This is a genomic window from Streptomyces sp. NPDC047108 (assembly GCF_040643575.1).
Taxonomy (GTDB): Bacteria; Actinomycetota; Actinomycetes; order Streptomycetales; family Streptomycetaceae; genus Streptomyces.
Map to the genome: position 1 here is coordinate 295040 of NZ_JBEYUP010000008.1, position 22038 is coordinate 317077.

A 22038-nucleotide genomic window follows, 5' to 3' on the forward strand; every position below is an offset into this window, starting at 1 on the left:
CCTCCCGGCGCCCAGCCGCCGGAAGGCCATTCCTCGTCCATCACGCGTGCGGTGCACGCGTACCGCGCGGTGCGAAGGGGCTCACCACCGCCGCGGGAAGTCAGCGCTTCAAAGCGTCCTTGAGCTTCAGCACCGCCTCGCGAAGGTCACCCTTGCTGCGATCCGCACGGCCGTCGGCCGTGGTGCGCTCATGACCGGAGAAACGGCCTGCCATTTCCTTGGCCTGCTCGATCTTCGCCTTGCCCTTTTGCGTCGAGCTCACGGAGGCTCCTCACCCTGGAAAATCTTCGGTCTCCCTCCGGCTATCCGGCAATTCCCCGCCCAAACCCGTTGCCCCGCATATCGCTTGAGCACCTTCGCGGTGGATGCGGCGCGGGCGTGCCGACCGGGCCCCGGGGGTACCCGTGTGCAGACGCGGGCGCCGGCCTGCGGGGGAGGGAAACACGATGACCGTCGCCAAGACCTGTGTCCTCGTTCTCGACTGCACCGAGCCCGAAGCCCTGGCCGACTTCTACGCACGGCTGCTCGATGCCGAGGCCAGGCGCGGGGAGCACCCCGACTACGTCGAGATCGTCGGCCACACCGGCGTACGTCTCGCCATCCGCCGCGACCACGGACTCACTCCGCCGAGCTGGCCTCGCCCCGAGGACTCTCACCAGGCGCACCTCCAAGTCCTCGTGTCGCAGGCCGACATGGACGAGGCGGAGCGCGAGGTGATCGGCCTCGGCGCGACACCGGTGGAAGCCAAGGACAACTCCGGCCCGCGGGACGTCCGGGTCTACTCCGACCCCGCGGGCCATTCCTTCACGCTGGCGGCGGGCGAAGGGCGACTGGGGGAGTAGCCCCGCCAGGTCGCCCGCCCACGGTACGGTTGACGCGTCAACCGTACCGTGCCTATCGTGCGACATCGCCCCGCACCGGCCCGGCGCGGGGCGGCGTCCGCACAGGAGGCGCCATGAACCAGTCGACACCGCCGGGGAAGTCGTACCGGGGCGAGGGCGTCACCGTCCACTACGACGCGGGCCGGTGCGTCCACTTCGCGGAGTGCGTACGCGGCCTGCCCGAGGTGTTCGACCCCGGCCGCCGCCCGTGGATCCTCGCGTCGCAGGCGCCTGCCGAACGAGTCGCCGACGTGGTACGACGATGCCCGTCCGGCGCGCTCCACTACGTGCTGGACGGTGGCCCCGCCGAGCGTCCCGAGACGCCGACGACCGTGCGGGTGGCCGATGAGGGCCCGCTGCTGGTGCGCGGTGATCTGCGTCTGCAGGGGCAGGAGCAGGAGGATGGTGGGTCCGGCGAGACCCGGGCGGCGCTGTGCGCCTGCGGGGCGAGCGCCAACCGGCCCTTCTGCGACCGCAGCGGAACTTGCTTCGACCGGGCGCGCACCGCGTAGCCGGCGATCGCGCGTACGGCCGAGACTGCGCTTCCGGCAGCTCTTCCGCCGCTTCCCGCCTCCTGCGTCACTCCGCGCGCTGCGTGACCGGTGCGCTCGTCTCGTCGCCCAGGAACTCGTACCAGCGCCGCTGCAGGCACGGGTACATGGTGTCCGCCTCGACCAGGTCGAGGAAGGACTCCACCGTCGCCGTGAGGCGTTCCCGCCGTCCGGCCGCTGCCAACTCGCCGTCGTCCGTGAAGGCTTGGTGCGCCTGGGCCAGGCTGAACATGTCCGGGTAGACGCGGGCTCCGAGGTGTTCCAGCGGCACCCGCAGGGCCCACAGCCCCCGGTTGCCGCCCACCATCGACGGGGACGCGGAGACGAGCAGTGTCTGCTTGTCCTTGAAGGGCTGCGGCCGCAGCCGCGACACCCAGTCGATCGCGTTCTTCACCACCCCCGGCACGGAGGCGTTGTACTCGGGCGACGCGATGACGAGGCCCTGGGCCGACTCGATGCGGTCGCGCAGCGCCACGGCACCGTCGGGCGGGCCGCCGGCGGCCTCCGCGTCGCCGTCGTAGGCCGGCATCGGGAAGTCGCCGAGATGGGCGAGTTCGGCCGTGGCGCCGGTCCTGCCGACGATCCCGGTGACGACGGCGGCCAGCCGCGCGTTCACGGAACTCGTCCGGTGGGATCCGGACAGGACGAAGACGCGCAGGGCGTGCCGGTCGGCGTGAATGGCTTCGTTGCCGTTGCCGTTGCCGTTGCCGTCCGGCCCATCCGGTACGCGGGGGAGACCCGTCATGATCGGACCCTTCTGGTCGGAGTGTTGTGGCTCTCTGCGATGCCGGTGCGCGTGTCGGTGCCGGTGCCGGTGCCGCACGGACCTGCCCGGCGGGCGCGGCGCGGTGGCGGTCCGGGCAGCGCGAACTCGCACCACACGTGCTTTCCCTCCCCGCGGGCCTGCTGCCCCCAGCGGTCGGAGAGGGCTTCGACGAGGAGCAGCCCGCGCCCGTGCTCCTCGTCCTCCCGGCGGCTGCCGCGCCGGGCGGGGAGGGGGGAGTCGTCGGAGACCTCCACGCGGAGGACGGCGTACGGGCGTGCGCCCGTGAGCGGGTGGTCGCCGTCGTGCGAGGAGACGGCGTGCGAGGAGGCGCCGTACGAGGGGGCGGCGCACGGGGAGAGGGCGAGCGCGAGTTCGATCCTGCCGTTGCCGTGGGCCACGGCGTTGGTGATCAGTTCGACGGCGAGCAGACGTAGCGTGTCCGCGACATCGCCCGGTGTGTGCCACGCGTCGAGCACGGTGTCGATGAGCCGCCGGGCGGAGCGGGGTGCCGTCGTGGTCCGCGGCAGCCGGAACTGGGCTCTTCGGCGGACGGGCAGGGCCGGGCATGTGGGGGAAGTGGTCATGGTGGTGCCGATCGGAGGGGGCATGAACTCCACGGGTGGGCGATATATGTCCACTACGGGCACGGTAACACTTAAGGTTGACGTGTCAACCGTAAGCTCATCCGTCCCTTCGCACCCGCCTTCACCGGCTGGTTCGAGGAGATCGAGAGGGCCCGCCGGATGCGATCCCTGCCGCCGGTCAGCGGCGGCAGGGATACGGGGCGGAGGTGCAGCGGGGCGGAGGGAGCGCGCATCGGGGGGCAGGCCGACGCCGAGCCCGGCGACAGCTCAACTAGCGGCGGCGGAACGGGAGTCGGGGCGAACGGGACGGCCATCGACGTCGGCCCTCAGGCGTCGACGCTCAGCGATGTGGTTCGAGCGGTGTCGCGTCGATCGAGCAGAACGCCCGGTGCCGCGGCTTCTCCCTCCGCTCCTCGTCCTCGGGAGCCCCGTGCCCAGGAGTGGCCTCTCCGTCCGCGACGGCTCCCTCCACCGCCTCGTCCGCCCTCGCCCCGGCCTCCGCCGCCCGCGGATTGCGGATCAGCGCCCACGACAGGAGCCCGCCGGCCGCGAGGACCACCGCGCACAGCAGCACCGCCACGCGGAACGCGGCGTCGAACGCGGCCTGCTGGCGGTAGTCGTCCGCGGACAGGCCGGTCGCGAGCGGCAGCACCGCCACCGCCATGAGCCCCGCCGTCCGCGCCACGGCGTTGTTCACGCCCGACGCCAGCCCGGAGATGTGGGTCGGTACGGCCGCCAGCACCGCCGCGGTCAGCGGCGCGACGGTGATGGTCAGCCCGAGGCCGAACACCCCCATCGCCGGGAGGACTTCGGTGGTGTACGAGGCGTCCGGCCCGACCCGTAGGAGAAGCAGGACACCGCCCGCGCTCACCAGCGGCCCCACGGTCATGGGCGCCCGCGGCCCGATCCGCCGGGCGAGCGCGCCCGAGCGGGGCGAGCCCAGCAGCATGACCGCCGTGACCGGCAGCAGCGCCGCGCCGGCGGCCAAAGGCGAGAACCCGGCGACCACCTGCAGGTCGAGCACGAGGATGAAGAAGATCCCGCCCAGTGCCGCGTAGACGGCGAACGTGACGGCGTTCGCCGCGCTGAACTGCCGGGAGGAGAAGATGCCGAGGGGCATCATCGGGCTGCGGCTGAACCGCTCCGTCGCGAGGAACGCCACCAACCCCGCCACGCCGACCGCGGCGCTCACCCACACGCCCGCGGACGCACCGTTCTCCGCGGCGGCGATCAGTGCGTACGTCACCCCGGCCAGGCCCAGGGCGCCGAGCAGGGCCCCGGCCACGTCGGGGCGGGAGGGTGCGGCCGGGTCGGAGGTCTCCGGTACGCGGAGCAGCGCCACCGCGACCGTGGCCAGTGCGATCGGCAGATTGATGAGGAAGATCCAGCGCCAGCCGACGCTCTCGACGAGATAGCCGCCGAGGAACGGCCCGACGGCGGCTACCACCCCGCCAAGCCCCGACCAGGCGCCGATGGCCCGGCCCCGGTCGTCGGGGTGGAAGGTCGCCGCGATGATCGCCAGGCTGGACGGGGTGAGCAGCGCGCCGGCGATGCCCTGCAGGGCGCGGGCGAGGATCAGCAGCGTCGCGTCCGGGGAGACCGCGCACAGCAGGGAGGCCAGGGCGAAGAAGGCGGCGCCCAGCACGAACACCCGCCGGTGGCCGTAGCGGTCGCCCAGCGATCCGCCGAGGAGGATGAACGCCGCGAGGGTCAGCGTGTACGCGTTGACGGTCCACTGCAGTCCCGCCACGTCCACACGGAGGTCGCGGCCGAGTGCGGGCAGGGCGATGTTCACCACCGTCGCGTCCAGCATCGCCATGCCCGATCCGAGGACGGTCGCGAGCAGGGTCCAGCGGCCCCGCGCTTCCCCGATGCGGAGGCCGCCGGCCGGCCGGGGCCGCCCCGGGAGCGGTGGTGGTGCGTTGTGCTTCCGTTGCTGCGATGGCTGGTTCATGGAGTCCTTCGCCTCCCCGTCAGCCGGTGAATCCGCCGCGGTGGGCGGGGTCCACGATGGCGGCGTACCGGGGGTTCCTGCGGATGTGGTCCGCGATGAACGGGCACAGCGGAGTGACGGTCAGCCCTCGGTCACGTACGTCGTCGAGCGCGGCTCCGGCGAGTGCGCCGGCCAGTCCCCGCCCCTGGAACGCAGGGGCGATCTCGGTGTGGGTGAAGACGATGCGCCCGTTCCTGGCGCGGTACTCGGCGAAGCCCGCGAGATCCGGCCCCACGCGGACTTCGTAGCGCGCCTCGCCGGTGTTGTCGGTCACCTCTGCGGATGGTTCGGCCCCGGTCATGGCGCCTCCTCGGGTCGGTGCGGGAGGGGTGCGCCGGCCCAGCGTTTGACGAGTGATGTGACAACCATAGGCATTGTCGTTGACGTGTCAACCGTCGAGGATCCGAGGCCCCGGGGAGGCGGGACAGTGCACGGACTGCTCACCGGGGGTTGCGGGGAACCGGGACGCGCGACAACCCCGCCAGTCCGGTCCGGACCCGGGGCCGGTTCACGGCGAGGGGCGCCCGGTCGGTACGCCCCTCGCGGAGGGTAGGACGTCAGCGCGTCGGAATCGCCTGAGGAAACCGGAAGACCCGTCCCGGGTCGTAGGCCGACTTCACCTCGGTCAGGCGGCCGAGGTTGGCGCCGTAGTACGCCCTCTTCCAGTCCGACAGCCGCGGGTCGATGTAGTTCTGGTACGCCTGTCCGCTCGCGTGCGGCAGCATCGCGTCGTGCAGCGTGTCCAGCCACGCGCGGCTGCGCTTGATCCCCGAGGAGGACGCGTTGCCCGGCCAGTTGGCGATGTACTGCGCGAGGAAGAGGGAGTCGCGGTGCACGAAGGCCGTGTCCTGCGGCCTGACCCGGTTGGGGGCGCCGCCCAGGGCGTCGAAGGCGATGCTGCCGCTGCCTCCCGAGGGGGCGATGCGCGCATAGCGTTCGACCTGCTTGAGCAGCGCAGCGATGCCGGTGGCGGACAGCGGCCGGGTGTAGAAGGCGGAGCGGGCGGCGTACGAGGCCCGTGCCGTCCGGCCCGCGGGGTTCTGGCCGGGGAGCTTGCCCGGCAGATGGCACTGGGCGGACGTCCACCCACTGGCACCCGCCATCACCAGCATCGTGTCGTAGTGCGACCGCGTCCGCACCACCGACGACGTCGGCTGCGCGCCCACCGCGTCGACCAGCCGGTCCAGGTGGTTGCGCAGACCTGACTGCGTACCGAGGTAGTTGGCGCCGATGCCCACGCGCGGTGTGCCCGCGGTCCCGGTGAGGTGCAGATTGGCCCAGAGCGCGTCGGGGGCCTTCGGCGCCCACTTCTGCCAGGCGCGGAGGACGGCGGCCGCCTTCGGCCACGGCCAGGACAGGAAGGCGTAACTGCAGTCGGGAGCGGCGTGGGTACGGAAGTGCAGTTCGGTGACGATGCCGAGGTTGCCGCCGCCTCCTCCCCTCAGCGCCCAGAAGAGATCGGCGTGGTGGCGCTCGTCGACCTCCAGGACCCGGCCGTCGGCGGTCACGATCTCCGCGCCGGTCAGACTGTCGCAGGTCAGCCCGTACGCACGGCTGGTGACGCCGACACCGCCGCCCAGCGCGAGACCGGTCACCCCCACGGTGGGGCAGGAACCGGCGGGAATCGTCCGCCCGTTGCGATTCAGCGTCGCGTACACGTCGATCAGGCGCGCTCCGGCGCCGATGGTGGCGGTGGAACCGGAGGACACCTTCTTCATGGCGCTGACGTCGACGACCAGTCCGGGCCCCGAGGACCAGCCCGCGTAGCTGTGGCCGCCGCCGCGGACGGCGACGGGTATGCGGTACCGCTTGGCGAAGGCCAGACAGGTGCGTACGTCGTCCCGGTGCGAGGGATAGGCGACCCCGGCCGGCTTGATCGCGTCGAACTGCGGCTGGAACAGATGCCGCGCGGCGTCGTACTGCCGCTGGCCCGGACGCACCAGCAGACCGTCGAGATCCCGTGCGAATCCGGACCAGTCCGGCCCGGCGGCAGGAGCGGCCGCCGCGCTGGTGGTGCACGCCGGCACCCAGGCCGCGGCGGCGATGCCCAGCCCGGCCCGCAGGACGTCGCGGCGCCTGCTGCCGGAGCGGGCGGTCGGCGCGGTGGCCGAACCGTCGCCGGACCCGCCGGTCACGGACGGGCCCGCGCCGGGCGGGGACTGCGCGGGAAGCGCGGGAAAGTGCGGAAGTTCGGTACGGGCTGCGCTGTCGGACACGCGAGGTCCCCTCCCCGTGAGGATCGTTCCGGGCCTCTCCGCGGCCGAGTGAGTGAGCCGCGCAACGGAGTTGGCCTGTGGCTTGCGCGACCGCGGGAGGGCGGCGGGAGTCCGGTCCGGCCTGGGCGGATGTCCTCGTCGTCACTCCTGAGAGGTCGCACTCAGGGGGATGGGGGACGGGGTGCGGAGGTTGCGGGGCGTGGATGCGAATTCGGTAACAGGCGGCGGGGGAGGGGCGGTCGGGCAGGACGGGCGTACGCCGTTGTCACGACGGGCCGCTTCCTGTTGCCCGTCCGGCCGTCAGAGGGACGGTGGCCCGTGCTCGACCCGGCGCAGTACGGCGTCCAGCCGGTCCAGATCCGCGTGGCGCCGGTGGACGACGTGGTCCCAGACGAACAGCCCGTCCCAGCCCGCCTGTTCGGCCGCCCGAGCGACGCTCGCCACGGACCGGGGGTCGGCGAAGTCGCCGAAGTTCGGAAGGTTCACCGAGAAGCGCACCCCGGCATGGTGGCTCGCCACGTCACCCGGCGCAAACGTATTGAGGAGCGGTCCCGTGGGCTTCCCGTGCCGGGGTGAGGGCCCCGAGGCTACGGGCTAAGGGTTCGCTTCGGCGGCGTCCCGCTCGGCGAGGCGCCTGAGGGTGAGCAACTGCTTGCGCATCATGATCAGATCGCCCCAGGCGAGGAACCGCCGGAGCATCCTGTGGTGCAGCGCGGTGCGCGCTTCGGTGTCCACCCTGACCACGAGACGGCACCCGCCCGCATCCCGGGGGCTCACCGCGTAGGTCACGGTCATCCGTCCGTACCGCGACGCCTCCCGCTCCGGAAGGACACCGGTGATGTGCCGGTCGGCTTCGAACTCCACGATGTCGAAGACCAGGAACCTCTGTCCGACGGCGGGTGGCGGGAGATCCGGTGTGAGGCGGTCGGGGCTCTTCTTGCCGCCGAAGTCGATCCAGTCGTAGCTGTACGGAGCGATGGCGAGCTGCCGGGTCCAGCGGTAGACGAGATCGCACGGGGCGGCCACGTCGACGGCCCGCGTCCAGCTCTCGTAGGGGACCTCGAGGATCGCGTCGCAGGGATACGGCGCTTGCTGTTCCGCAAGAGTTGCGCCCCATATGCGCCCGCTCACGTGCATGGGGATGACACTACTTGATCGGTTCATCAGCCGATTCAGGCTGCCCCCGATTCAGGCCGCCCCCGATTCCGGCCGCCCGCGATTCCGGCCGCCTCCGGTTCGGCCCGCCCTGGTTCGGCTCCGCCCGTGCTGCCTGCGCCAGAAATGCTGCCACGGTTCGCGCGAACCCGTCCGGATCGTCCAGCCAGGGGTGGTGGCCCGCACCCTGCTGGACGATCAACTCGGCCCGTGGGAACAACTCCGCGATGTCCGCCGCGACCCGGGGAAGCGGCCCGCTGTCCAGTTCGCCCGCCAGGAGGAGCACCGGTACGTCCAGGGCCCGGACGGCGGATCGAGCGGCGGCGGGGGCGAACGCGCCGGGCGAGGCGTAGATCTCCGCGGCCTCGTCATTGCTCTGCTCCACCTCCGTGGCCGCGTGGGCTCGGGCGGTGGCGTCCCAACGGCCGTAGAAGAAGGGCGCCATGGCATCCCAGTCGGCATCGCTCGCCGTGCCGGCCCACACCCGTTCGTATGCGGCATGCGCCTCCCCGAACCACGGCTCGTCCGCGCGCAGCGCGGCGGCCTCCCGGCGGTGCTCCGCCGTGAAATCGACCCCGAGCGCCCGCGCGTGAGCGGTGATCAGGGTCAGGCTGCGGACGCGCCGCGGATGGCGCACCGCGTAGAGCAGCGCGAGGTCGCCGCCCGCGGAGTGCGCGAGCAGGTCGACCCGGTCCGGTCCGAGGTGTGAACGGAGCGCCTCGACGTCGTCGACCTGGCGATCGCACCGGTACGTCGACGGGTCGGCGGGGACGCCGGAACCGCCGGTGCCGCGAAGGTCGAGCATGACCAGGGACCGATGGTTCTGCAGCCCGCCGAGATCGCCGAGGTAGGCGGAGGCGCGCATGGGTCCGCCGGGAAGGCAGAGCAGCGGCTCGCCGCGGCCCACCACGTCGTACGTGAGCGGTGTTCCGTCGGAGGCGGTGAGCGTGGGCACGGCCTCATCCTCATGATCCGTCGGTGGCGGTGGCAACCGAATACGACGCGTCCCGTGCACCGGCGGGCGGGGATGGATGGGCGATGCAGAGAAACACTGGCGACGCTAGTTAACGTTCACTAACATCGTCCGCGTACGGGCTCCGCAGGAGCGCTGATCGCGGGAGTGGGGGAGACGCACATGACCACCGGCATGGATGTGACGTATCGCGGGACGGTCTATCCCTGGCACTGCGATCACATGGGGCACATGAATGTGATGTGGTACGTCGGCAAGTTCGACGAGGCCACCTGGCAGCTCGTCTCCGGCATCGGCATAACACCGGAGTATCTGCGCACCAGCGGTCGCGGCATGGTGGCCGTGGACCAGCGGATCTCCTACCGCAGGGAACTGCGCGCCGGAGACGTCGTCCTGGTCCGCTCGGCCTTCCTGGAGGTGCGCAGCAAGGTGATGCGCTTCTGCCACTGGATGGAGGACGCGGCGACGGGCGAGGTCGCCGCCGTCGCGGTGCTGACGGGCGTGCACATCGATGCGAAGGAGCGACGCTCCTGCCCGATGCCGGAGGAGTACGTGGAGCGGGCCCGAGCGTTGGTGACCGACGTCGACCCCTTGGCCGACTAGGTCCTGTCCCTGTTGCCCTTCCCGGGACCGATGCGCCGCGCGCCGCCCGCGTCACCGTCCACGTGGTGACGGCCGAGCACCCCGGCTTCGTCGTTCCAGTCCGGCGGCGTGACGGTGCCCGAGTGCCAGTCGCGCCGCAGAACGGCGTACCCGACGGCGTCATGGAGCGCGCCCCCTTCCGCGGGCCACGCCTCGCGGTAGTGCGCCTCCTTCACATAGCCGCATCGCCGGAAGATCCGGCGCATCGCCACGTTGTCCTGACGCGTCGTGCCCTCGATACGGCCGATCTCCGGGAACGCGGTGAAGAGATAGGGGGTCAGCCACGCGACGGCGCGGGCGCCGACGCCGCGCCCCCGATACCGGCCGAGGATCCTCAGATCGAAGAGGGGAGTGTCGTCGCCCAGGTCCATGAGGCGGATCAGCCCCATGCTGTCGTCACCTGAGGTGACCCAGAAGGACCTGGTCTCGTCACTGTCGAAGCGGCCCTCGGCGATCCACCGCCGCGCCTCGCGGGCGTCGACCGTAGCGGAACTGTGGTACGGCCAGCGGTCGCCCGTGAGGAAAGCGACCAGATCGTCCGCATCGGACGCGAGGCAGCGTCGAAAGGCGAGGTCCATGGCCGGACCCTAGTGACTCCGTCGCGTACGTTCACCGGGTTATCGCGTCGCCCGGTACGCTGCGCGCTGTGATCAACTCACCTGCGAGCCTTGACGACGCCGAGGTGGCGATCGCCGCTGCGCGCGCCGGCGCGGAGGTTGTGCGCGCCAGGTACGGTCAGCGGCTCACCCGCATCGACAAAGGCGCGGGGGACTTCGCCACCGATGCCGATGTGGAGGCCGAGAAGGCGATCCTCGATGTCATCCGTGCCGCCCGGCCCGACGACGCGGTGCTCGGCGAGGAGGGTGGCGAGCAGGGAGCGGCCGACGGGGCGCGCCAGTGGTGGGTGGACCCCCTGTGCGGCACCCTCAACTACGCCGTCGGCTCGATGCTGGTCGCCGTCAACGTGGCACTGCGCAACGGTCCTGCGGCGGTGGCGGACCCGTTCAGCGGCGAGGTCTTCTTCACCGACGGCGCCACCGCTCGGGTGCGGCACGACGAGGGCGACACCCTGCTGGTGCCCACACCGTCCACGCGCCTGGTGGACATCAACCTGGACCCTCCCTTCCCGAGCGCACCCGGATTCAGGGCTGTGGACCTGTTGGCCCGTCCTGGATTCTCCGCGCACTTCCGCCCGCGGGTCGTGTCCACGACCCTGGCGCTGGCCTGGGTCGCTGTGGGCAGGCGCGCTGCCTACGTCACCGATGGCGGCGACCTGACCGGCAGCGTGCACTTCGCCGCCGGTATCGCCGTATGCCGGGCCGCCGGCTGCGTCGTCACCGGAATCGACGGCGCTCCGCTCGGGCGGACGGGCCGAGGGCTCGTCGCGGCCGCGGACGCCGAGACCCACGGAATGCTGCTGTCCCTGATCCGGGGCTAGTGCGCGAGCTCGCCGTTCCCGGCAACGACTCCCCGGCGAGCGGGACATCACCACCTCCCCTTCGGCGGTCGTGACCTCCGCCTCCAAGGCTCCGCCTCCCGAACTCCGCTTTCACGACTCGCGTCGTCGCCTTCCCCGGAACCGTTCGACCACACGCTCCGGTTCACGTTCGCCCGACATGCGCCCCGATGTTTCCGGGATCACACACGGCGATTCGATGAGCCCGTCCGAGCCCGGGAGAGACGGGTGTTCACCGCGTCGTCGACGCCCGCGGGAAGGAAATGGTCCGCTCATGGAACCCATGCGTCCGATATTCGCTCTTGACGATTGACGCCAATATGGTCAGTCTCTTGTCCCCACAACGTGCTGCTCCAACCCCCCACTTCAGGAGCCGAACAGTGTTCACTGCAAAGAACGTGCGCCGTGGTGCGCTCGCAGCCGGTACGTCCGCCGCATTGGCGGTCGGCATCCTCAGTGCAGCCGTCGGGGCCCAGGCCACCGACGCTCCCACGGTCAAGGCCGCGCCCGACATCGACGTCGCGGCCGTCCAGGCCGACTTGGCCGAGTTCCAGAAGATTGCCGATGCGAACGGTGGCAACCGCGCGCACGGCCAGCCCGGCCACAAGGCTTCGGTCGAGTACATCAAGGGCAAACTGGACGACGCGGGCTTCAAGACGAAGCTTCAGGAGTTCGAGTCCGGTGGCGCCAAGGGCTACAACCTGATCGCCGACTGGCCGAAGGGCGAGGGCGACAAGGTCGTGATGGCCGGTTCGCACGTCGACTCGGTCGCCGACGGCCCGGGCATCAACGACAACGGATCCGGCTCGGCCGGCATCCTCGAGGTGGCGCTCGCCGTCGCCAAGGCCGACCTCAAGCCGTCCAAGCAGCTCCGCTTCGCCTGGTGGGGCGACGAGGAGGACGGCATGGTCGGCTCGCGGCACTACGTCGACAGCCTCGAGTCCGGTGACGTGTCGAAGATCGACGCGTACCTCAACTTCGACATGATCGGCTCGCCGAACCCCGGCTACTTCGTCTACGACGACGACCCGGCGCTGGAGAAGGTCTTCACCGACTTCTACAAGGGCAAGGACCTGAAGACCGAGCCCGAGACGGAGGGCGACGGCCGTTCCGACCACGCCTCGTTCAAGGACAAGGGAGTGAAGGTCGGCGGCATCTTCTCCGGTGCCGACTACGAGAAGACCGAGGAGCAGGCGTCCGGTTGGGGCGGCAAGGCCGGCGAGCCGTTCGACCCCTGCTACCACCAGTCCTGCGACGACAAGTCCAACATCGACGAGAAGGCTCTCGACGTCAACACGGACGCGATAGCCAACGCCATCTGGAAGCTCACGTCCTGATCGTGCAGTGACACGGGCCTGCGGCCCGGACGCCCGACCACGGTGTCCGGGCCGCATGTTCATGCGGGCCCGACGGTGTGTGCGGTGTGTGCGGCGGCGGCCCAGCAGACCGGGTTCCCGACGGCCTCGACAGACTCGGCGGAGCCCCCGGGCGGACCGGGGGCGTACGGCCACGGCCACCACGTCCGCAGTCGTACGCACCACCGATCCGGCTCTCCGCGTCAGGCGGTGGGCTGCTGCTGGGTCGCGCAGTGGATGCCGCCGCCGCCCTCCGCCAGGGTGTCGATCTCGATCGGCACGACGACACGCCCCGGGTGCAGCTCCCGGACGATGGACGCGGCGCGGTCGTCCGCCTTGGCGTCGCCGAAGCGCGGCATGATCACCGCCCCGTTGACCACGTAGTAGTTGGCATAGCAGCCCAGGAACTCCGCGCCGCGCCGCCCCAGTTCGGAGGGGTCCGGCTCGTCGAGCTCAACGATCTCCAGGGTCTTCCCCCGTGCGTCCCGTGCCGACTCCAGGACGCCGCGAGCCTGTTCGTATGCGCGGACCCACACGCGCGCCGTGCCGGCGGGCGGACGGCTCAGCAGGACGACCCCCGGTTCGGCGAACCGGGCCAGGGCGTCCACGTGGTAGTCGGTGATGTCCCGGCCCCGTACGCCCTTGAGCCAGATCACCTCCGAGACCCCGAGCAGGTCCTTGAGGTGGCGCTCGATCTCCGCCCGGGACAGGCCCGGATTGCGGTTGTCGTTGACCAGCGAGCTCTCGGTCACCAGGAGCGTGCCCGCGCCGTCCACCTCCAGCGCGCCGCCCTCGGCCGTGATCCCGGCCGACGTCCGGGGAACGCGGTGGCGCCCCAGGGCCCGGCGCGCGACCCGGGCATCGCGCTCGTGCTCCTGCTTGCCGCCCCACCCGTTGAAGTGGAAGTCGATGCCCGACACCCCGTCAGGTCCGGTGACGAACGTCGGTCCGCTGTCGCGCATCCACAGGTCGTCGACGGGGACCGGTACGACCTCGACCCCGGCACCGCACGCCCGCCGCGCGCGTTCCGCCTCCTCCGGGGCGGCGAACAGCTCGACCGGCTCGTGCTCGGCGACGGCCCGGGCTATGCGCGCGACGTCGCGCTGAACCGCCGGGGCGTCGCCGGCCCATAGCGAGTCCCGGGGCGGCCAGGCCATCAACGTCCGCTCGTGCGGCCGGGATTCCGCCGGCATACGGACACCTGGCCGCGATCGGGGCGGCGGCGAGTCCCTTGCCGACTCCGAGTCTGCCGCGGCGGTGGACCGGCAGGCCGAGGCGAAGAGCCCCGCTCCGCCCAGTGCCGCCGCGGCACCGGAACGCAGGACCGCTCGCCGTGGATGTGTGCTCATGACGTCTCTCCTTGATGCCGAGGGGATCAATATCCTGACTGAAATTTCAGTCAGGATCTCAGGCTAACACCGGACCGCACCGAACCCGCGGGTACGGTGTGTGACTGTGTCCGAACGCCGAATTCTGATCCTGCAGGCCGCCACCCGCGTCATCGCCCGTCGTGGGGTGCGCGGCCTGCGCGTGGAGGAACTCGCCGAGGAGGCGGGAGTCTCCACGGCGCTCATCTATTACCACTTCGGCGGTCGCGCCGGACTGATGCGGCACACGCTGGAATTCATCAGCACGCGCGCGGAGCGCTACACCGAACCCGAGGCGTGTCCGGAGTCAGACCCGCGCGGACATCTGGAGGAGATGCTGCTGCTCGAACTCCAGGACGCGCCGGACGTCGTGGAGAACAGCACAGCCTGGGGCGAGTTGAGGGCCACGTCCGTCTTCGACCCCGCCCTGCGCGAAGCGCTCCGCGAGTCCACCGACGAGTGGATCGACTACGCCGCCGGCCTCATCCGGCAGGCGCAGGAAGCGGGCACGGTCGCGGAGAGCGTGGTCGCCGGGGATGCGGCGGAGCGCCTCACCGCGCTGGTGGAAGGCCTCAGCGAACGCTGGCTCAGCGGCTCGGCCGCGCTGTCCCGCGTACGGGATGTGCTGCGCGGTGCGCTCGAGGTGGAGCTGGGGCCTGCTCCGAGTCCTGGAAGGCGGAAGGGGAGCAAGGGCCGCCGCGCTCCCTGATCAGGGCGGACCCGGCGTGAGCCTGGTCAAGTCGGTCCTGATCAGAGGCTGTTCGCGCTGACGCGGCTCTCCGCCCTTGCCGCTCAGCCTCTCCCGGCTACCGCCCGCGGCGCGGCGTCAGAACGCGGCCGGGCCCGCGGTGCGCCCCGGCGCGTCCGCCGTCGCCGAACCGGCGGAAGCGGCGGGGCGATGTCCGCCGGCGACCGCCGCTCCGCCCGTACGGCGAGGAAGGCCGCGACCAGTCCGGCGAGGGGCATCAGGGTGGCACCGATCCGGAACGCCAGGACCGTGTCCGCGACGACGCACGACTCCGTGAGCTACGCGAACAGCAGCGGGCCGCTGATGCCGCCCGCCGCGGTGCCGATCGCGTAGAAGGTGATCGTCCAGTGGGGTCCGCGGTCGGTCCGGGGTCAGTCGGCGAAGTGCTTGACGAACCGCCGCTGCCAGGGCGTCTCCACGGCGTGGGCGTCGTAGCGGCGGCGGACGAACGCGACCGCCTCGGACGGCGGCACTCCGTCGATGACGGCGATACAGGCGAGCGCGGTGCCGGTCCGCCCGCGGCCGCCGCCGCACGCGAACTCGACCAGGTCGGTCTCCGCGCGCTGATAGGCGTCCTCGAGGACGGCCTTCGCTTCCTCGCGGCTGCTGGGCACCCGGAAGTCCGGCCAGCGCAGCCAGCGGGAATCCCACGGAACCTCCGGGGGCTCCTTCCCGAGCAGATAGACGCCGAAGGTCGGCTCGGACCCCTGGGGGAGTGGATCACGCAGACCGCGTCCGCGCACCAGGCGTCCGGAGGGGAGGCGCAGCACCCCGGCGTCATTGGATTTCCATGTCACGGTCACAAGATCACCGTAGGGGGTGAGAGGTGAGGATGCGGTGCCGATACGTACTGTTGAGTAGTGGCCACTCTCACGGGGTGAAACCGGTCTCATACCGGCCCGTACGAACCATGGTTGGGGCCCCGCGCATGTCTCGCAAACGGGGCGGTGGCGGGTGCGCGGCGGTGATCAGTCCGCCGGGCGCGGGCGCGGGCGCGGGTGCGGGTCCGCGGGCGCGGTCCCGGGCGCCGGCCCGTCGCCCCCGATCAGCACGTGGACGTGCATGTCATGCCATCCGTCGGGGTGGAGGAGCGCATGGCGCCGGGTGCTCTCGTGCGCGAAACCGGCCTTGAGCGCGACCCGGCACGAGGCCGGGTTGGCCACGGAGTGAGCCAGTTCCAGGCGATGGAAGCCCACCTCCTCCAGGGCCCATGCCGCCAGCGCCGTCACGGCCCGGGGCGCGACGCCCGCACCGCGGGCCGAGGCCGTCGTCCAGTACGCGCACTCGGCCTGGCCGTCGACGAGGGACATGGTGCGCAGGGCGACCCGGCCGCGCACGGTGTCGTCCCCGGCCCTGACGATCGCCCAGTGCGCGCCGGTCTCCGACCGCCACGCCTGCCGCCATCGCGCGATCCACTCCCCGGCCTCCTCCTCGGAGTCGGCGCGGCGCACATGCCACTGCTGGATCGCGGGGTCCGTGAACGCCGCGACGACCGCGGGCGCGTCGGTGGGACGCCACGGGCGCAGGCGCAGCCCGCCGGGCACGGTGAGGGACGGTTGTTCCGACCGCCCGAGCCGTCCGGCGGGGACGACGGGCGGGGTCAGGGACGGCATGTCCGCATCGTCTCAAGAGCGGCCCGTCCGGCGCAGCCGAGTTCCCGAACGCTCCTCGGTGCCCGGCCCGCGGGCCCGTCGGTCGCCGTCAGCCGTCGTACCGGTCGAACAGCGCCTGAAGGTAGTCCTCCAGGCGGGCGGTGAGCAGGGCCGGGGTGAGGTCGGTGCGCCCGAGTTCGCGCCAGGGCCCGGCGACCTTCTCGGCGTCCGGGCCGAACGCCAGGGCGTCCAGCACCCGCCAGTACAGCTGCGCCGCCGGGTCCGGGTCCAGCCGGCCGCCCGCCGCCGCGTACCGTTCGGCCAGCTCCATGCCCGCACGGGCACCGTGCAGCAGCGCCATGGCGGAGGAGCAGTGCGCCACATCCAGGTCGGCAGGCCCCCACGACGTCTCGACCCAGTCGACGATGCCGCTGACGCGCAGCCCGATCCCGTGGCCGGTGAAGAGGACGTTGCCGGGGTGGAAGTCGCGGTGCAGAAGGCAGCCGCGGTACGGCGGGGGCTCGCGGCGCAGGACCTCCACCGCCCGCTCCCACACCTCGCCGCGCGCGGTGGATCCGGGCAGGAGCACCCGCTCGGGCGCAGTCCACGGCTGGTACGAGCGCGGGCGGGCCCTCTCCGGTACCGGCACCCGGTGGATCCTGACCAACTCCTGCGCCAGGAGGGCGGCCCGCAGCTCCGCCTGATCGTCGTCCAGCCGTACGGTGCCGGGGAGCAGGGACATCAGCAGCGAGGGGTGCTCGCAGAACTCGGCCGTCGCGTCGACGGCTTGGAGCGTCGCGACGGGGAGGCCGGTGTCGCGGAGGAGGTCCAGCGTCCGCGCCTCGCGTCTCAGCAGCCCTTCCGCGTGCCGGACGTAGAAGGGCTTGACGAAGGAGCGCAGGACGAGCCACCGGCTTCCACCGGGTCCCGTGACGTGCAGGCGGCGCATGTCCGACGTCCAGCCGCCGCGCAGCGGTTCGACGCCGGCGATCCGGTCCCCGTCGGGAAGCTGCTTGTCGACCCAGGCGCGGGTCGGGGACAGACCCCATTCGTCCACTCCGGCGCCCAGGAAATCCATCGTCCCGCTCTCGGCCATCCCGGCACCATACCCACCCGCGGGAGGGCGTTCCGCCCGTTCTCCCCGGCCCGTCCGGGCCGTGTGCGGGCGAACCGCCGCGCCACCTGGGGAGAGTTCGTCCGGCCGCGTGGCTGTGGTTCTCGTCACCGAGACGGATCGCACATGACGATGCGTCATGGAACGCCGGATGGCGTTGAGTTGAGGACTGGCCCGAGCCCGAACTGGGGGCGCGACACGGCCGGATCCGGGTGCGGTTGAGCCGTTGGGGTGACCTGATGTTGTTACCGGTCGAGGGTGTGTCGTTCCGTGCTGGCGGACGCGCGGCCCCGAGGCGTTGCGCGGCTGGTGCGGTGGCGGACCCGTATCCGCTTGGGTCGCTGTATCGCACACGGGAGTTGTGGTGCGTGTGCGGCACACCCGGAGCGGCGAGCGGCGGTTGTTCCGTAAATGTCCGTGTTGTGTAACGACAAGTGGTTGATCGCTCAATGGCGTGCCGCGGGCCGCACTGTAGGTCTCGCCTCGGGCCGCCCGGTCCGGGTTGAACCGGCCACAGCCGCTTCGGTGCGGCTGGGCCACTCCAGAAAGCTGGGGGATCTCCATGTCCCGCACTTCTCGTACCGTCACCGCCACCGCCCTGATCGCCGGTGCCCTGCTCTCCGCCGCCGTTGTGCCGGCCGCCGCCCACGAGGACCGCCACCGTCACCGCGGTGTGGAGATCGGGCAGGTCCAGTTCGACGCACCCGGGCCGGACCGGCGCTTCAACCGGTCGGTGAACGGCGAGTACTTCACCGTCGTCAACAACTCCCGGCGCCCGGTCCAGCTCCGGAACTACACCGTCTCCGACGGGCGCCACACCTACCGCTTCGACCGGCTGCGCCTGTGGGCCGGCCAGGAGGTCGTCGTCCACACCGGATTCGGCCGCGACCAGCGGCTGGTCCGCTTCCAGGACCGCGACCACCACATCTACAGCAACGTCCGCGGGGGTGTGGTCCTCCGCAACGGCGACGGCGCGCCCGTCGACCGCTGCTCCTGGAGCTGGAGGGACCGCGGCCACACCGGCTGCTGATCCCGTACCCGGCAGGTGACATCGCTGCCCCCGTCCCCTCGCCCGGGGGGCGGGGGCAGCGGCGTGCGGTAGCGGACCGCGGCACGCGAGCCTGAACGGGTGCACCTTGCGCCATGCATCTCCGACGGGCCGCCACGATCGGGGCGTCGCACCGGCGGCCGCGTTAGGGTCCCGCCTGGAACCGCCGTTTCTCTGCGGTTCATCCCGCTCTGACCGGTGCTCTTGGAGGCTCGCCGGGTATGCCCTGTTTCACAGGCCGACCGACGGCGGGCCGCGGCTTCCGGTCCGGTCCCCTGGCGAGGGCGGTCGCCCTGCTCGCGGTCACCTTCGCCGTCCTCACCGCACTCTTCACGGGAACACCGGCTGCGGCGGCCGTCCCCAGCTGCCGCGTCGGGGCGTATGTCACCGACCTGTTCGCGGTGGATCCCGCCAGGCGTACCGTGGACGCGGATCTGTGGCTGTGGAGCCTGTGCCCGCGGGAGGATCTGGCCGCCGTCAAGCGGTTCGAGTTCATCAACGCGACGAGGACGACGCTGACGGATCCCTCCAGCCAGAAGGTGGGCAACGCGTACTGGACGCAGGTCAAGGTGTCCGGGACCTTCCGGCAGAACTTCGACTGGACCGACTTCCCGTTCGACAAGCAGGTCGTGCGGATCCAGATCGAGGAGGACGAGCTGGACGAGTCACGGTTCGTCTACCGGGCGGATACCGCCAACTCCGGCTACAACCGCCGGATCCACCTTCCCGACTTCCGGATCTCAGGATTCCGGATCGGTATCGTGGACGCGCCTTACGCGACGAACTTCGGCGATCCCCGGCTGGAGCAAGGAGTCGGCAGCAAGTACTCCCAGCTGGTGATCCAGTTCTCGATCACCCGGCAGGACATCACGAGCTTCGGCAGGGAGGTCTTGCCCGTCTATGTGGCCTTCCTGATCTCCGTGATCTCGTTTCTGATCTGGTCGAAGGACGACGACGTCACCATGGTCGCCCGGCTCGGGATTCTCGGTACGGCCCTCTTCACGATCGTGCTCAACTTGCGGCAGTCCGACGAGGAGCTGGGGTCGGACCTGGGTGTGACCCTGGTCGAGGAGATCCACTTCATCAGCCTGCTCTACGTCCTGGTGGGCGTTGCGGCCACCACCTACATCCTGCGGCTGCTGAAGGAATCGATGGCCCGGCCCGGGGTGCGGCGCACCAACAACCGCATCCTCGCCCTCACGACGGGCCTCTACCTCATCGCCAACATCATCGTCATCGCACTCTCCGTGTCGTCCTGAGGTGTGCCTCCCCGAGCGGGGCGCTCGATTCCGCATTCCGCCGTCGTGCCCGGCGTCGCGACCCGGCGGGAAATGGAGCAGCGACACAGAGGAAATGGGGAGCGGAATGGCTTGCACATGCCGCAACGTCATCTGATGGGGTGGAGGCGGTGAAAACGAAAGGCCGTACCTGCCATGAACACCCCCCGCAACCGGACCGTCAAGATCGGCGAAGCCGCGAAGCTGACCGGCACCACACCACGCGCGATCCGGCACTACCACCAGATCGACCTGCTTCCCGAGCCCGAACGCGGCCACGACGGACGGCGCCGCTACGGATACGACGCGATCGTGCGCATTCTCTGGATACGCCGCATGACGGAACTCGGCATGAGGCTGGAGGACATACGCACCGCGCTCGCCGCCCGGAACGACGAAGACCGGCAGACGCTGCTGGACGAACTCGACGAGACCCTCGCGGCGCAGGAGGAGACGATCCGCCGGCAGCGCCAGGCGCTGCGCCGGCTGCGCGAGACGGGGAGTGACCTGGGCCTCCTTGCCCCGAACGTCACGGATCTGCTGACGGAACTCGGCGCCGGGGCACTGAGCCAGGCCGACCTCGACACGCTGCTCGTGACCGAGCACCTCTTCGGCCCCGAGGCCGCCGCCTTCCAGGCGCAGGGCCACCGGATCCTCGCCACGCACGAGGAGTTGCGCGCCGAGCGCGACCGCATCGACCGGAAGATGGCCGAACTCCGGCACGCCGACGCGGACGATCCCCGCGTCGAGGAACTGGCCGCGCAGTTCTTCGCGCACATCCAGGCGATGGCCGAGATCGAACGGTCCGCCGGATTCCCGCAGTCCGAGGAGCCGGAGCTGCGGGTCGAGACGGACCCGGAGTCCGGGCGGTCGACCCTCCCCGACCTGGAACCGTTCGGCAACCTCCCCACGGACGAGTCGCCCGCCCAGCGGCGCTGCGCCGAACTGATCGGCCTCAAGCTGGCCGGCTGGTCCCCGGCCGAACGCGGCGAGGCGTAGGAGGAGACCCGTGTCACGCGCCCGCGCCGCCACGGCGCGGGCGCGGCCCGCGGATGCCTGTCGCGGGCGTGGACGTCGCGGACTCCGGGGAGCGTCGTCGGCGGGAGAACGTCGCGGGGTCTTCCGAACTCCCGGCAAAAAGGAACCTCCCCCGGCCCGAGGTGGGGGGTCTGGTCGCGGGCCGGAGGAGGTTGCGCAGGGGGCTCCGGCGCAGGGCGGAGCCGTACCGCGTCAGGGTTGCGGGTGCGCGGGGGCGGGACCGGTGCGGCGGTCCCGCCGGACGTCCGTCGCTCAGGAACCCTGGATGGGGTAGTGGTCGGAGTAGTCCTGGTAGGTGTCGCCGTCCAGCTCCCACGGCGGGGACGCCGGGGTGAGCCCGGTGTTGCGCCAGCCGTCGGGACGGGCGTGCCGGCGGTCGTAGAGGATGTAGTCGAGCCAGGCCTGGGGCTCGCCCGCGTAACGCTCGCGGGCCACACCGTTCTTGACCGGGTCCATGGTGTAGGGGTGACCGTCGTACGCGGGTGCCTCGGCGTCGAGGGTGCCGAGCATCCCGCCGTACTCGGATCCGTAGCGATTGACGTTCATGTCGCCCGCGAACAGCACCGGTTCGTGTCGCGGAATGTTCAGGCCGTCCACGAACGAGCGCAGTTCCTTCAGCTGCGAGGTGCGGATCTCGGCCGCCTCCCCGTCGCTGCACATCGAGTCGTCGGCCTGCAGATGCGTGCCGAGGACGTGCACGGGCGAGCCGCCCACGTTCAGCCGTGCGTAGGCGAAGCCCTTCTGGGACAGCGAGTCCGTACCGCACGCCTCGTCGTAGATGTACTGGATGCGCTTGGTGATGGGCCAGCGGCTGACGATGGCGACACCGCCGTCCTCCGGAGCGAACATCGAGTAGTCGCCCTGGGTGTCGTCCCAGCCGCTCTTCGAGCGGCCCACGACCGGCGTCCGGTACGGGTAGCCCTGCAGCTTGTCCATGAGGATGCCGGAGGAGCTGTTGTCCATCAGTTCCTGGAACACGACGACGTCGTGGCCCTGCACATGCGGTGCGGAGCCGATGAGACCGCCGCGTTCGTCCTGCGCCCACCCGTCGGTGATGAAGGAGGGCAGCAGCATCGCGTTCAGCGAGAGCACGTCGAGCCGGGGAACGGCGGCCGATGTCCCGGCCGCGTCCGCTGAATCGCCGGTCGCGGCGGCGGGCTTGCTCGCCGCGGGTGACCGGTCCTTCTCCTGGGCCGCGCTCGCGGACGCGGCGACCATCGACGAGCCTGCGAGCACGCTCACGGCCGTGAGGATGGCGGCGGCTGGCAACCGCATGGACGAG

The 22038-nt window shown here is 71.3% G+C and carries 23 protein-coding genes and 2 pseudogenes; 9 read left to right on the forward strand and 16 right to left on the reverse strand.

Annotation, left to right across the window (positions count from 1 at the left end):
* Positions 1 to 100 precede the first annotated feature (100 nt).
* On the reverse strand, positions 101 to 262 hold the full coding sequence (locus ABZ822_RS19225; RefSeq protein WP_360854977.1) for a CsbD family protein: 162 nt from the start codon (positions 260 to 262) through the stop codon (positions 101 to 103).
* Positions 263 to 446: 184 nt separating this feature from the next.
* Here ABZ822_RS19225 and ABZ822_RS19230 point away from each other — a divergent pair, with 184 nt between their 5' ends.
* The gene (locus tag ABZ822_RS19230; RefSeq protein ID WP_360854979.1) at positions 447 to 842 is read left to right on the forward strand and encodes a VOC family protein; all 396 of its coding nucleotides are present in this window, start codon (positions 447 to 449) and stop codon (positions 840 to 842) included.
* A 113-nt stretch (positions 843 to 955) separates the two neighbouring features.
* Entirely contained in the window at positions 956 to 1393 is a 438-nt protein-coding gene (locus ABZ822_RS19235; RefSeq protein ID WP_360854982.1) for a (4Fe-4S)-binding protein, read from the forward strand.
* A gap of 67 nt (positions 1394 to 1460) precedes the next feature.
* Here the strand turns inward: ABZ822_RS19235 and ABZ822_RS19240 are convergent, their stop codons facing one another.
* The 8 genes and pseudogenes from ABZ822_RS19240 to ABZ822_RS19275 form a co-directional block, all read right to left on the reverse strand.
* Positions 1461 to 2177, reverse strand: coding sequence for an NAD(P)H-dependent oxidoreductase (locus ABZ822_RS19240; RefSeq protein ID WP_360854985.1), 717 nt, complete (start codon positions 2175 to 2177; stop codon positions 1461 to 1463).
* Positions 2174 to 2836, reverse strand: a complete 663-nt coding sequence (locus ABZ822_RS19245) for an ATP-binding protein (protein WP_360854988.1) — start codon at positions 2834 to 2836, stop codon at positions 2174 to 2176. Before ABZ822_RS19245 ends, ABZ822_RS19240 begins: the two co-directional genes overlap by 4 nt.
* Positions 2837 to 3122: 286 nt before the next feature.
* Entirely contained in the window at positions 3123 to 4736 is a 1614-nt protein-coding gene (locus tag ABZ822_RS19250) for an MFS transporter (protein ID WP_360854991.1), read from the reverse strand.
* Positions 4737 to 4755: 19 nt separating this feature from the next.
* On the reverse strand, positions 4756 to 5076 hold the full coding sequence (locus ABZ822_RS19255; protein ID WP_360854994.1) for a GNAT family N-acetyltransferase: 321 nt from the start codon (positions 5074 to 5076) through the stop codon (positions 4756 to 4758).
* A 256-nt stretch (positions 5077 to 5332) separates the two neighbouring features.
* Positions 5333 to 6991: an FAD-binding oxidoreductase gene (locus ABZ822_RS19260; RefSeq protein ID WP_360854997.1), complete on the reverse strand. Its 1659-nt coding sequence runs from the start codon at positions 6989 to 6991 to the stop codon at positions 5333 to 5335.
* Positions 6992 to 7354: 363 nt separating this feature from the next.
* Positions 7355 to 7489 (reverse strand): annotated as a pseudogene (locus tag ABZ822_RS19265) (LLM class flavin-dependent oxidoreductase); the annotation flags it as partial.
* A 96-nt stretch (positions 7490 to 7585) separates the two neighbouring features.
* Entirely contained in the window at positions 7586 to 8128 is a 543-nt protein-coding gene (locus ABZ822_RS19270; protein ID WP_360855000.1) for a hypothetical protein, read from the reverse strand.
* A gap of 10 nt (positions 8129 to 8138) precedes the next feature.
* Complete coding sequence (locus tag ABZ822_RS19275) at positions 8139 to 9101, reverse strand: alpha/beta hydrolase (protein ID WP_360855003.1); 963 nt, start codon at positions 9099 to 9101, stop codon at positions 8139 to 8141.
* Between the two features lie 180 nt (positions 9102 to 9281).
* On the opposite strand from ABZ822_RS19275, the gene ABZ822_RS19280 reads away from it, so the two are divergent.
* Entirely contained in the window at positions 9282 to 9722 is a 441-nt protein-coding gene (locus ABZ822_RS19280) for a thioesterase family protein (RefSeq protein ID WP_360855006.1), read from the forward strand.
* Here the strand turns inward: ABZ822_RS19280 and ABZ822_RS19285 are convergent.
* Entirely contained in the window at positions 9719 to 10339 is a 621-nt protein-coding gene (locus ABZ822_RS19285; protein WP_360855009.1) for a GNAT family protein, read from the reverse strand. The two genes, ABZ822_RS19280 and ABZ822_RS19285, sit on opposite strands and share 4 nt — an antisense overlap.
* Before the next feature lie 68 nt (positions 10340 to 10407).
* On the opposite strand from ABZ822_RS19285, the gene ABZ822_RS19290 reads away from it, so the two are divergent.
* Complete coding sequence (locus ABZ822_RS19290; RefSeq protein WP_360855012.1) at positions 10408 to 11199, forward strand: inositol monophosphatase family protein; 792 nt, start codon at positions 10408 to 10410, stop codon at positions 11197 to 11199.
* A 398-nt stretch (positions 11200 to 11597) separates the two neighbouring features.
* Positions 11598 to 12554, forward strand: coding sequence for a M28 family metallopeptidase (locus ABZ822_RS19295; protein WP_360855015.1), 957 nt, complete (start codon positions 11598 to 11600; stop codon positions 12552 to 12554).
* Between the two features lie 221 nt (positions 12555 to 12775).
* Here ABZ822_RS19295 and ABZ822_RS19300 read toward each other — a convergent pair whose 3' ends face one another.
* On the reverse strand, positions 12776 to 13765 hold the full coding sequence (locus tag ABZ822_RS19300; protein WP_360855017.1) for an agmatine deiminase family protein: 990 nt from the start codon (positions 13763 to 13765) through the stop codon (positions 12776 to 12778).
* A gap of 262 nt (positions 13766 to 14027) precedes the next feature.
* Between ABZ822_RS19300 and ABZ822_RS19305 the strand changes: the two genes are divergently transcribed.
* Complete coding sequence (locus tag ABZ822_RS19305; RefSeq protein WP_360855020.1) at positions 14028 to 14648, forward strand: TetR/AcrR family transcriptional regulator; 621 nt, start codon at positions 14028 to 14030, stop codon at positions 14646 to 14648.
* Between the two features lie 83 nt (positions 14649 to 14731).
* On the opposite strand, the pseudogene ABZ822_RS19310 reads toward ABZ822_RS19305, so the two are convergent.
* The 4 genes and pseudogenes from ABZ822_RS19310 to ABZ822_RS19325 form a co-directional block, all read right to left on the reverse strand.
* Positions 14732 to 15022, reverse strand: a pseudogene (locus tag ABZ822_RS19310) (MFS transporter); the annotation flags it as partial.
* Between the two features lie 36 nt (positions 15023 to 15058).
* The gene (locus tag ABZ822_RS19315) at positions 15059 to 15490 is read right to left on the reverse strand and encodes a protein phosphatase (protein ID WP_360855023.1); all 432 of its coding nucleotides are present in this window, start codon (positions 15488 to 15490) and stop codon (positions 15059 to 15061) included.
* 165 nt (positions 15491 to 15655) lie between these two features.
* Positions 15656 to 16300: a GNAT family N-acetyltransferase gene (locus ABZ822_RS19320; protein WP_360855026.1), complete on the reverse strand. Its 645-nt coding sequence runs from the start codon at positions 16298 to 16300 to the stop codon at positions 15656 to 15658.
* 88 nt (positions 16301 to 16388) lie between these two features.
* Positions 16389 to 17375 (reverse strand): aminoglycoside phosphotransferase family protein, encoded by a 987-nt coding sequence (locus ABZ822_RS19325; RefSeq protein WP_360855029.1) that lies wholly within the window; start codon positions 17373 to 17375, stop codon positions 16389 to 16391.
* Between the two features lie 580 nt (positions 17376 to 17955).
* Here ABZ822_RS19325 and ABZ822_RS19330 point away from each other — a divergent pair.
* The 3 genes from ABZ822_RS19330 (at position 17956) to ABZ822_RS19340 (ending at position 20717) form a co-directional block, all read left to right on the forward strand.
* Positions 17956 to 18423, forward strand: a complete 468-nt coding sequence (locus ABZ822_RS19330; protein ID WP_360855032.1) for a lamin tail domain-containing protein — start codon at positions 17956 to 17958, stop codon at positions 18421 to 18423.
* A gap of 239 nt (positions 18424 to 18662) precedes the next feature.
* Positions 18663 to 19700: a hypothetical protein gene (locus tag ABZ822_RS19335; protein ID WP_360855035.1), complete on the forward strand. Its 1038-nt coding sequence runs from the start codon at positions 18663 to 18665 to the stop codon at positions 19698 to 19700.
* Between the two features lie 174 nt (positions 19701 to 19874).
* Entirely contained in the window at positions 19875 to 20717 is an 843-nt protein-coding gene (locus ABZ822_RS19340) for a MerR family transcriptional regulator (protein WP_360855038.1), read from the forward strand.
* A gap of 291 nt (positions 20718 to 21008) precedes the next feature.
* On the opposite strand, the gene sph is transcribed toward ABZ822_RS19340, so the two are convergent.
* Positions 21009 to 21998 carry a sphingomyelin phosphodiesterase gene (sph, locus tag ABZ822_RS19345; RefSeq protein ID WP_360855041.1) on the reverse strand — a complete coding sequence of 330 codons (990 nt, stop codon included), beginning with the start codon at positions 21996 to 21998 and terminating at the stop codon, positions 21009 to 21011.
* Positions 21999 to 22038 lie beyond the last annotated feature (40 nt).

Coding starts and splice junctions, on each gene's coding strand:
- ABZ822_RS19230 (WP_360854979.1), top strand. CDS start 447: ATGACCGTCGCCAAGACCTGTGTCCTCGTTCTCGACTGCACCGAGCCC.
- ABZ822_RS19235 (WP_360854982.1), top strand. CDS start 956: ATGAACCAGTCGACACCGCCGGGGAAGTCGTACCGGGGCGAGGGCGTC.
- ABZ822_RS19240 (WP_360854985.1), bottom strand. CDS start 2,177: ATGACGGGTCTCCCCCGCGTACCGGATGGGCCGGACGGCAACGGCAAC.
- ABZ822_RS19250 (WP_360854991.1), bottom strand. CDS start 4,736: ATGAACCAGCCATCGCAGCAACGGAAGCACAACGCACCACCACCGCTC.
- ABZ822_RS19255 (WP_360854994.1), bottom strand. CDS start 5,076: ATGACCGGGGCCGAACCATCCGCAGAGGTGACCGACAACACCGGCGAG.
- ABZ822_RS19270 (WP_360855000.1), bottom strand. CDS start 8,128: ATGCACGTGAGCGGGCGCATATGGGGCGCAACTCTTGCGGAACAGCAA.
- ABZ822_RS19280 (WP_360855006.1), top strand. CDS start 9,282: ATGACCACCGGCATGGATGTGACGTATCGCGGGACGGTCTATCCCTGG.
- ABZ822_RS19285 (WP_360855009.1), bottom strand. CDS start 10,339: ATGGACCTCGCCTTTCGACGCTGCCTCGCGTCCGATGCGGACGATCTG.
- ABZ822_RS19300 (WP_360855017.1), bottom strand. CDS start 13,765: ATGCCGGCGGAATCCCGGCCGCACGAGCGGACGTTGATGGCCTGGCCG.
- ABZ822_RS19320 (WP_360855026.1), bottom strand. CDS start 16,300: ATGCCGTCCCTGACCCCGCCCGTCGTCCCCGCCGGACGGCTCGGGCGG.
- ABZ822_RS19325 (WP_360855029.1), bottom strand. CDS start 17,375: ATGGCCGAGAGCGGGACGATGGATTTCCTGGGCGCCGGAGTGGACGAA.
- ABZ822_RS19330 (WP_360855032.1), top strand. CDS start 17,956: ATGTCCCGCACTTCTCGTACCGTCACCGCCACCGCCCTGATCGCCGGT.
- ABZ822_RS19335 (WP_360855035.1), top strand. CDS start 18,663: ATGCCCTGTTTCACAGGCCGACCGACGGCGGGCCGCGGCTTCCGGTCC.
- ABZ822_RS19340 (WP_360855038.1), top strand. CDS start 19,875: ATGAACACCCCCCGCAACCGGACCGTCAAGATCGGCGAAGCCGCGAAG.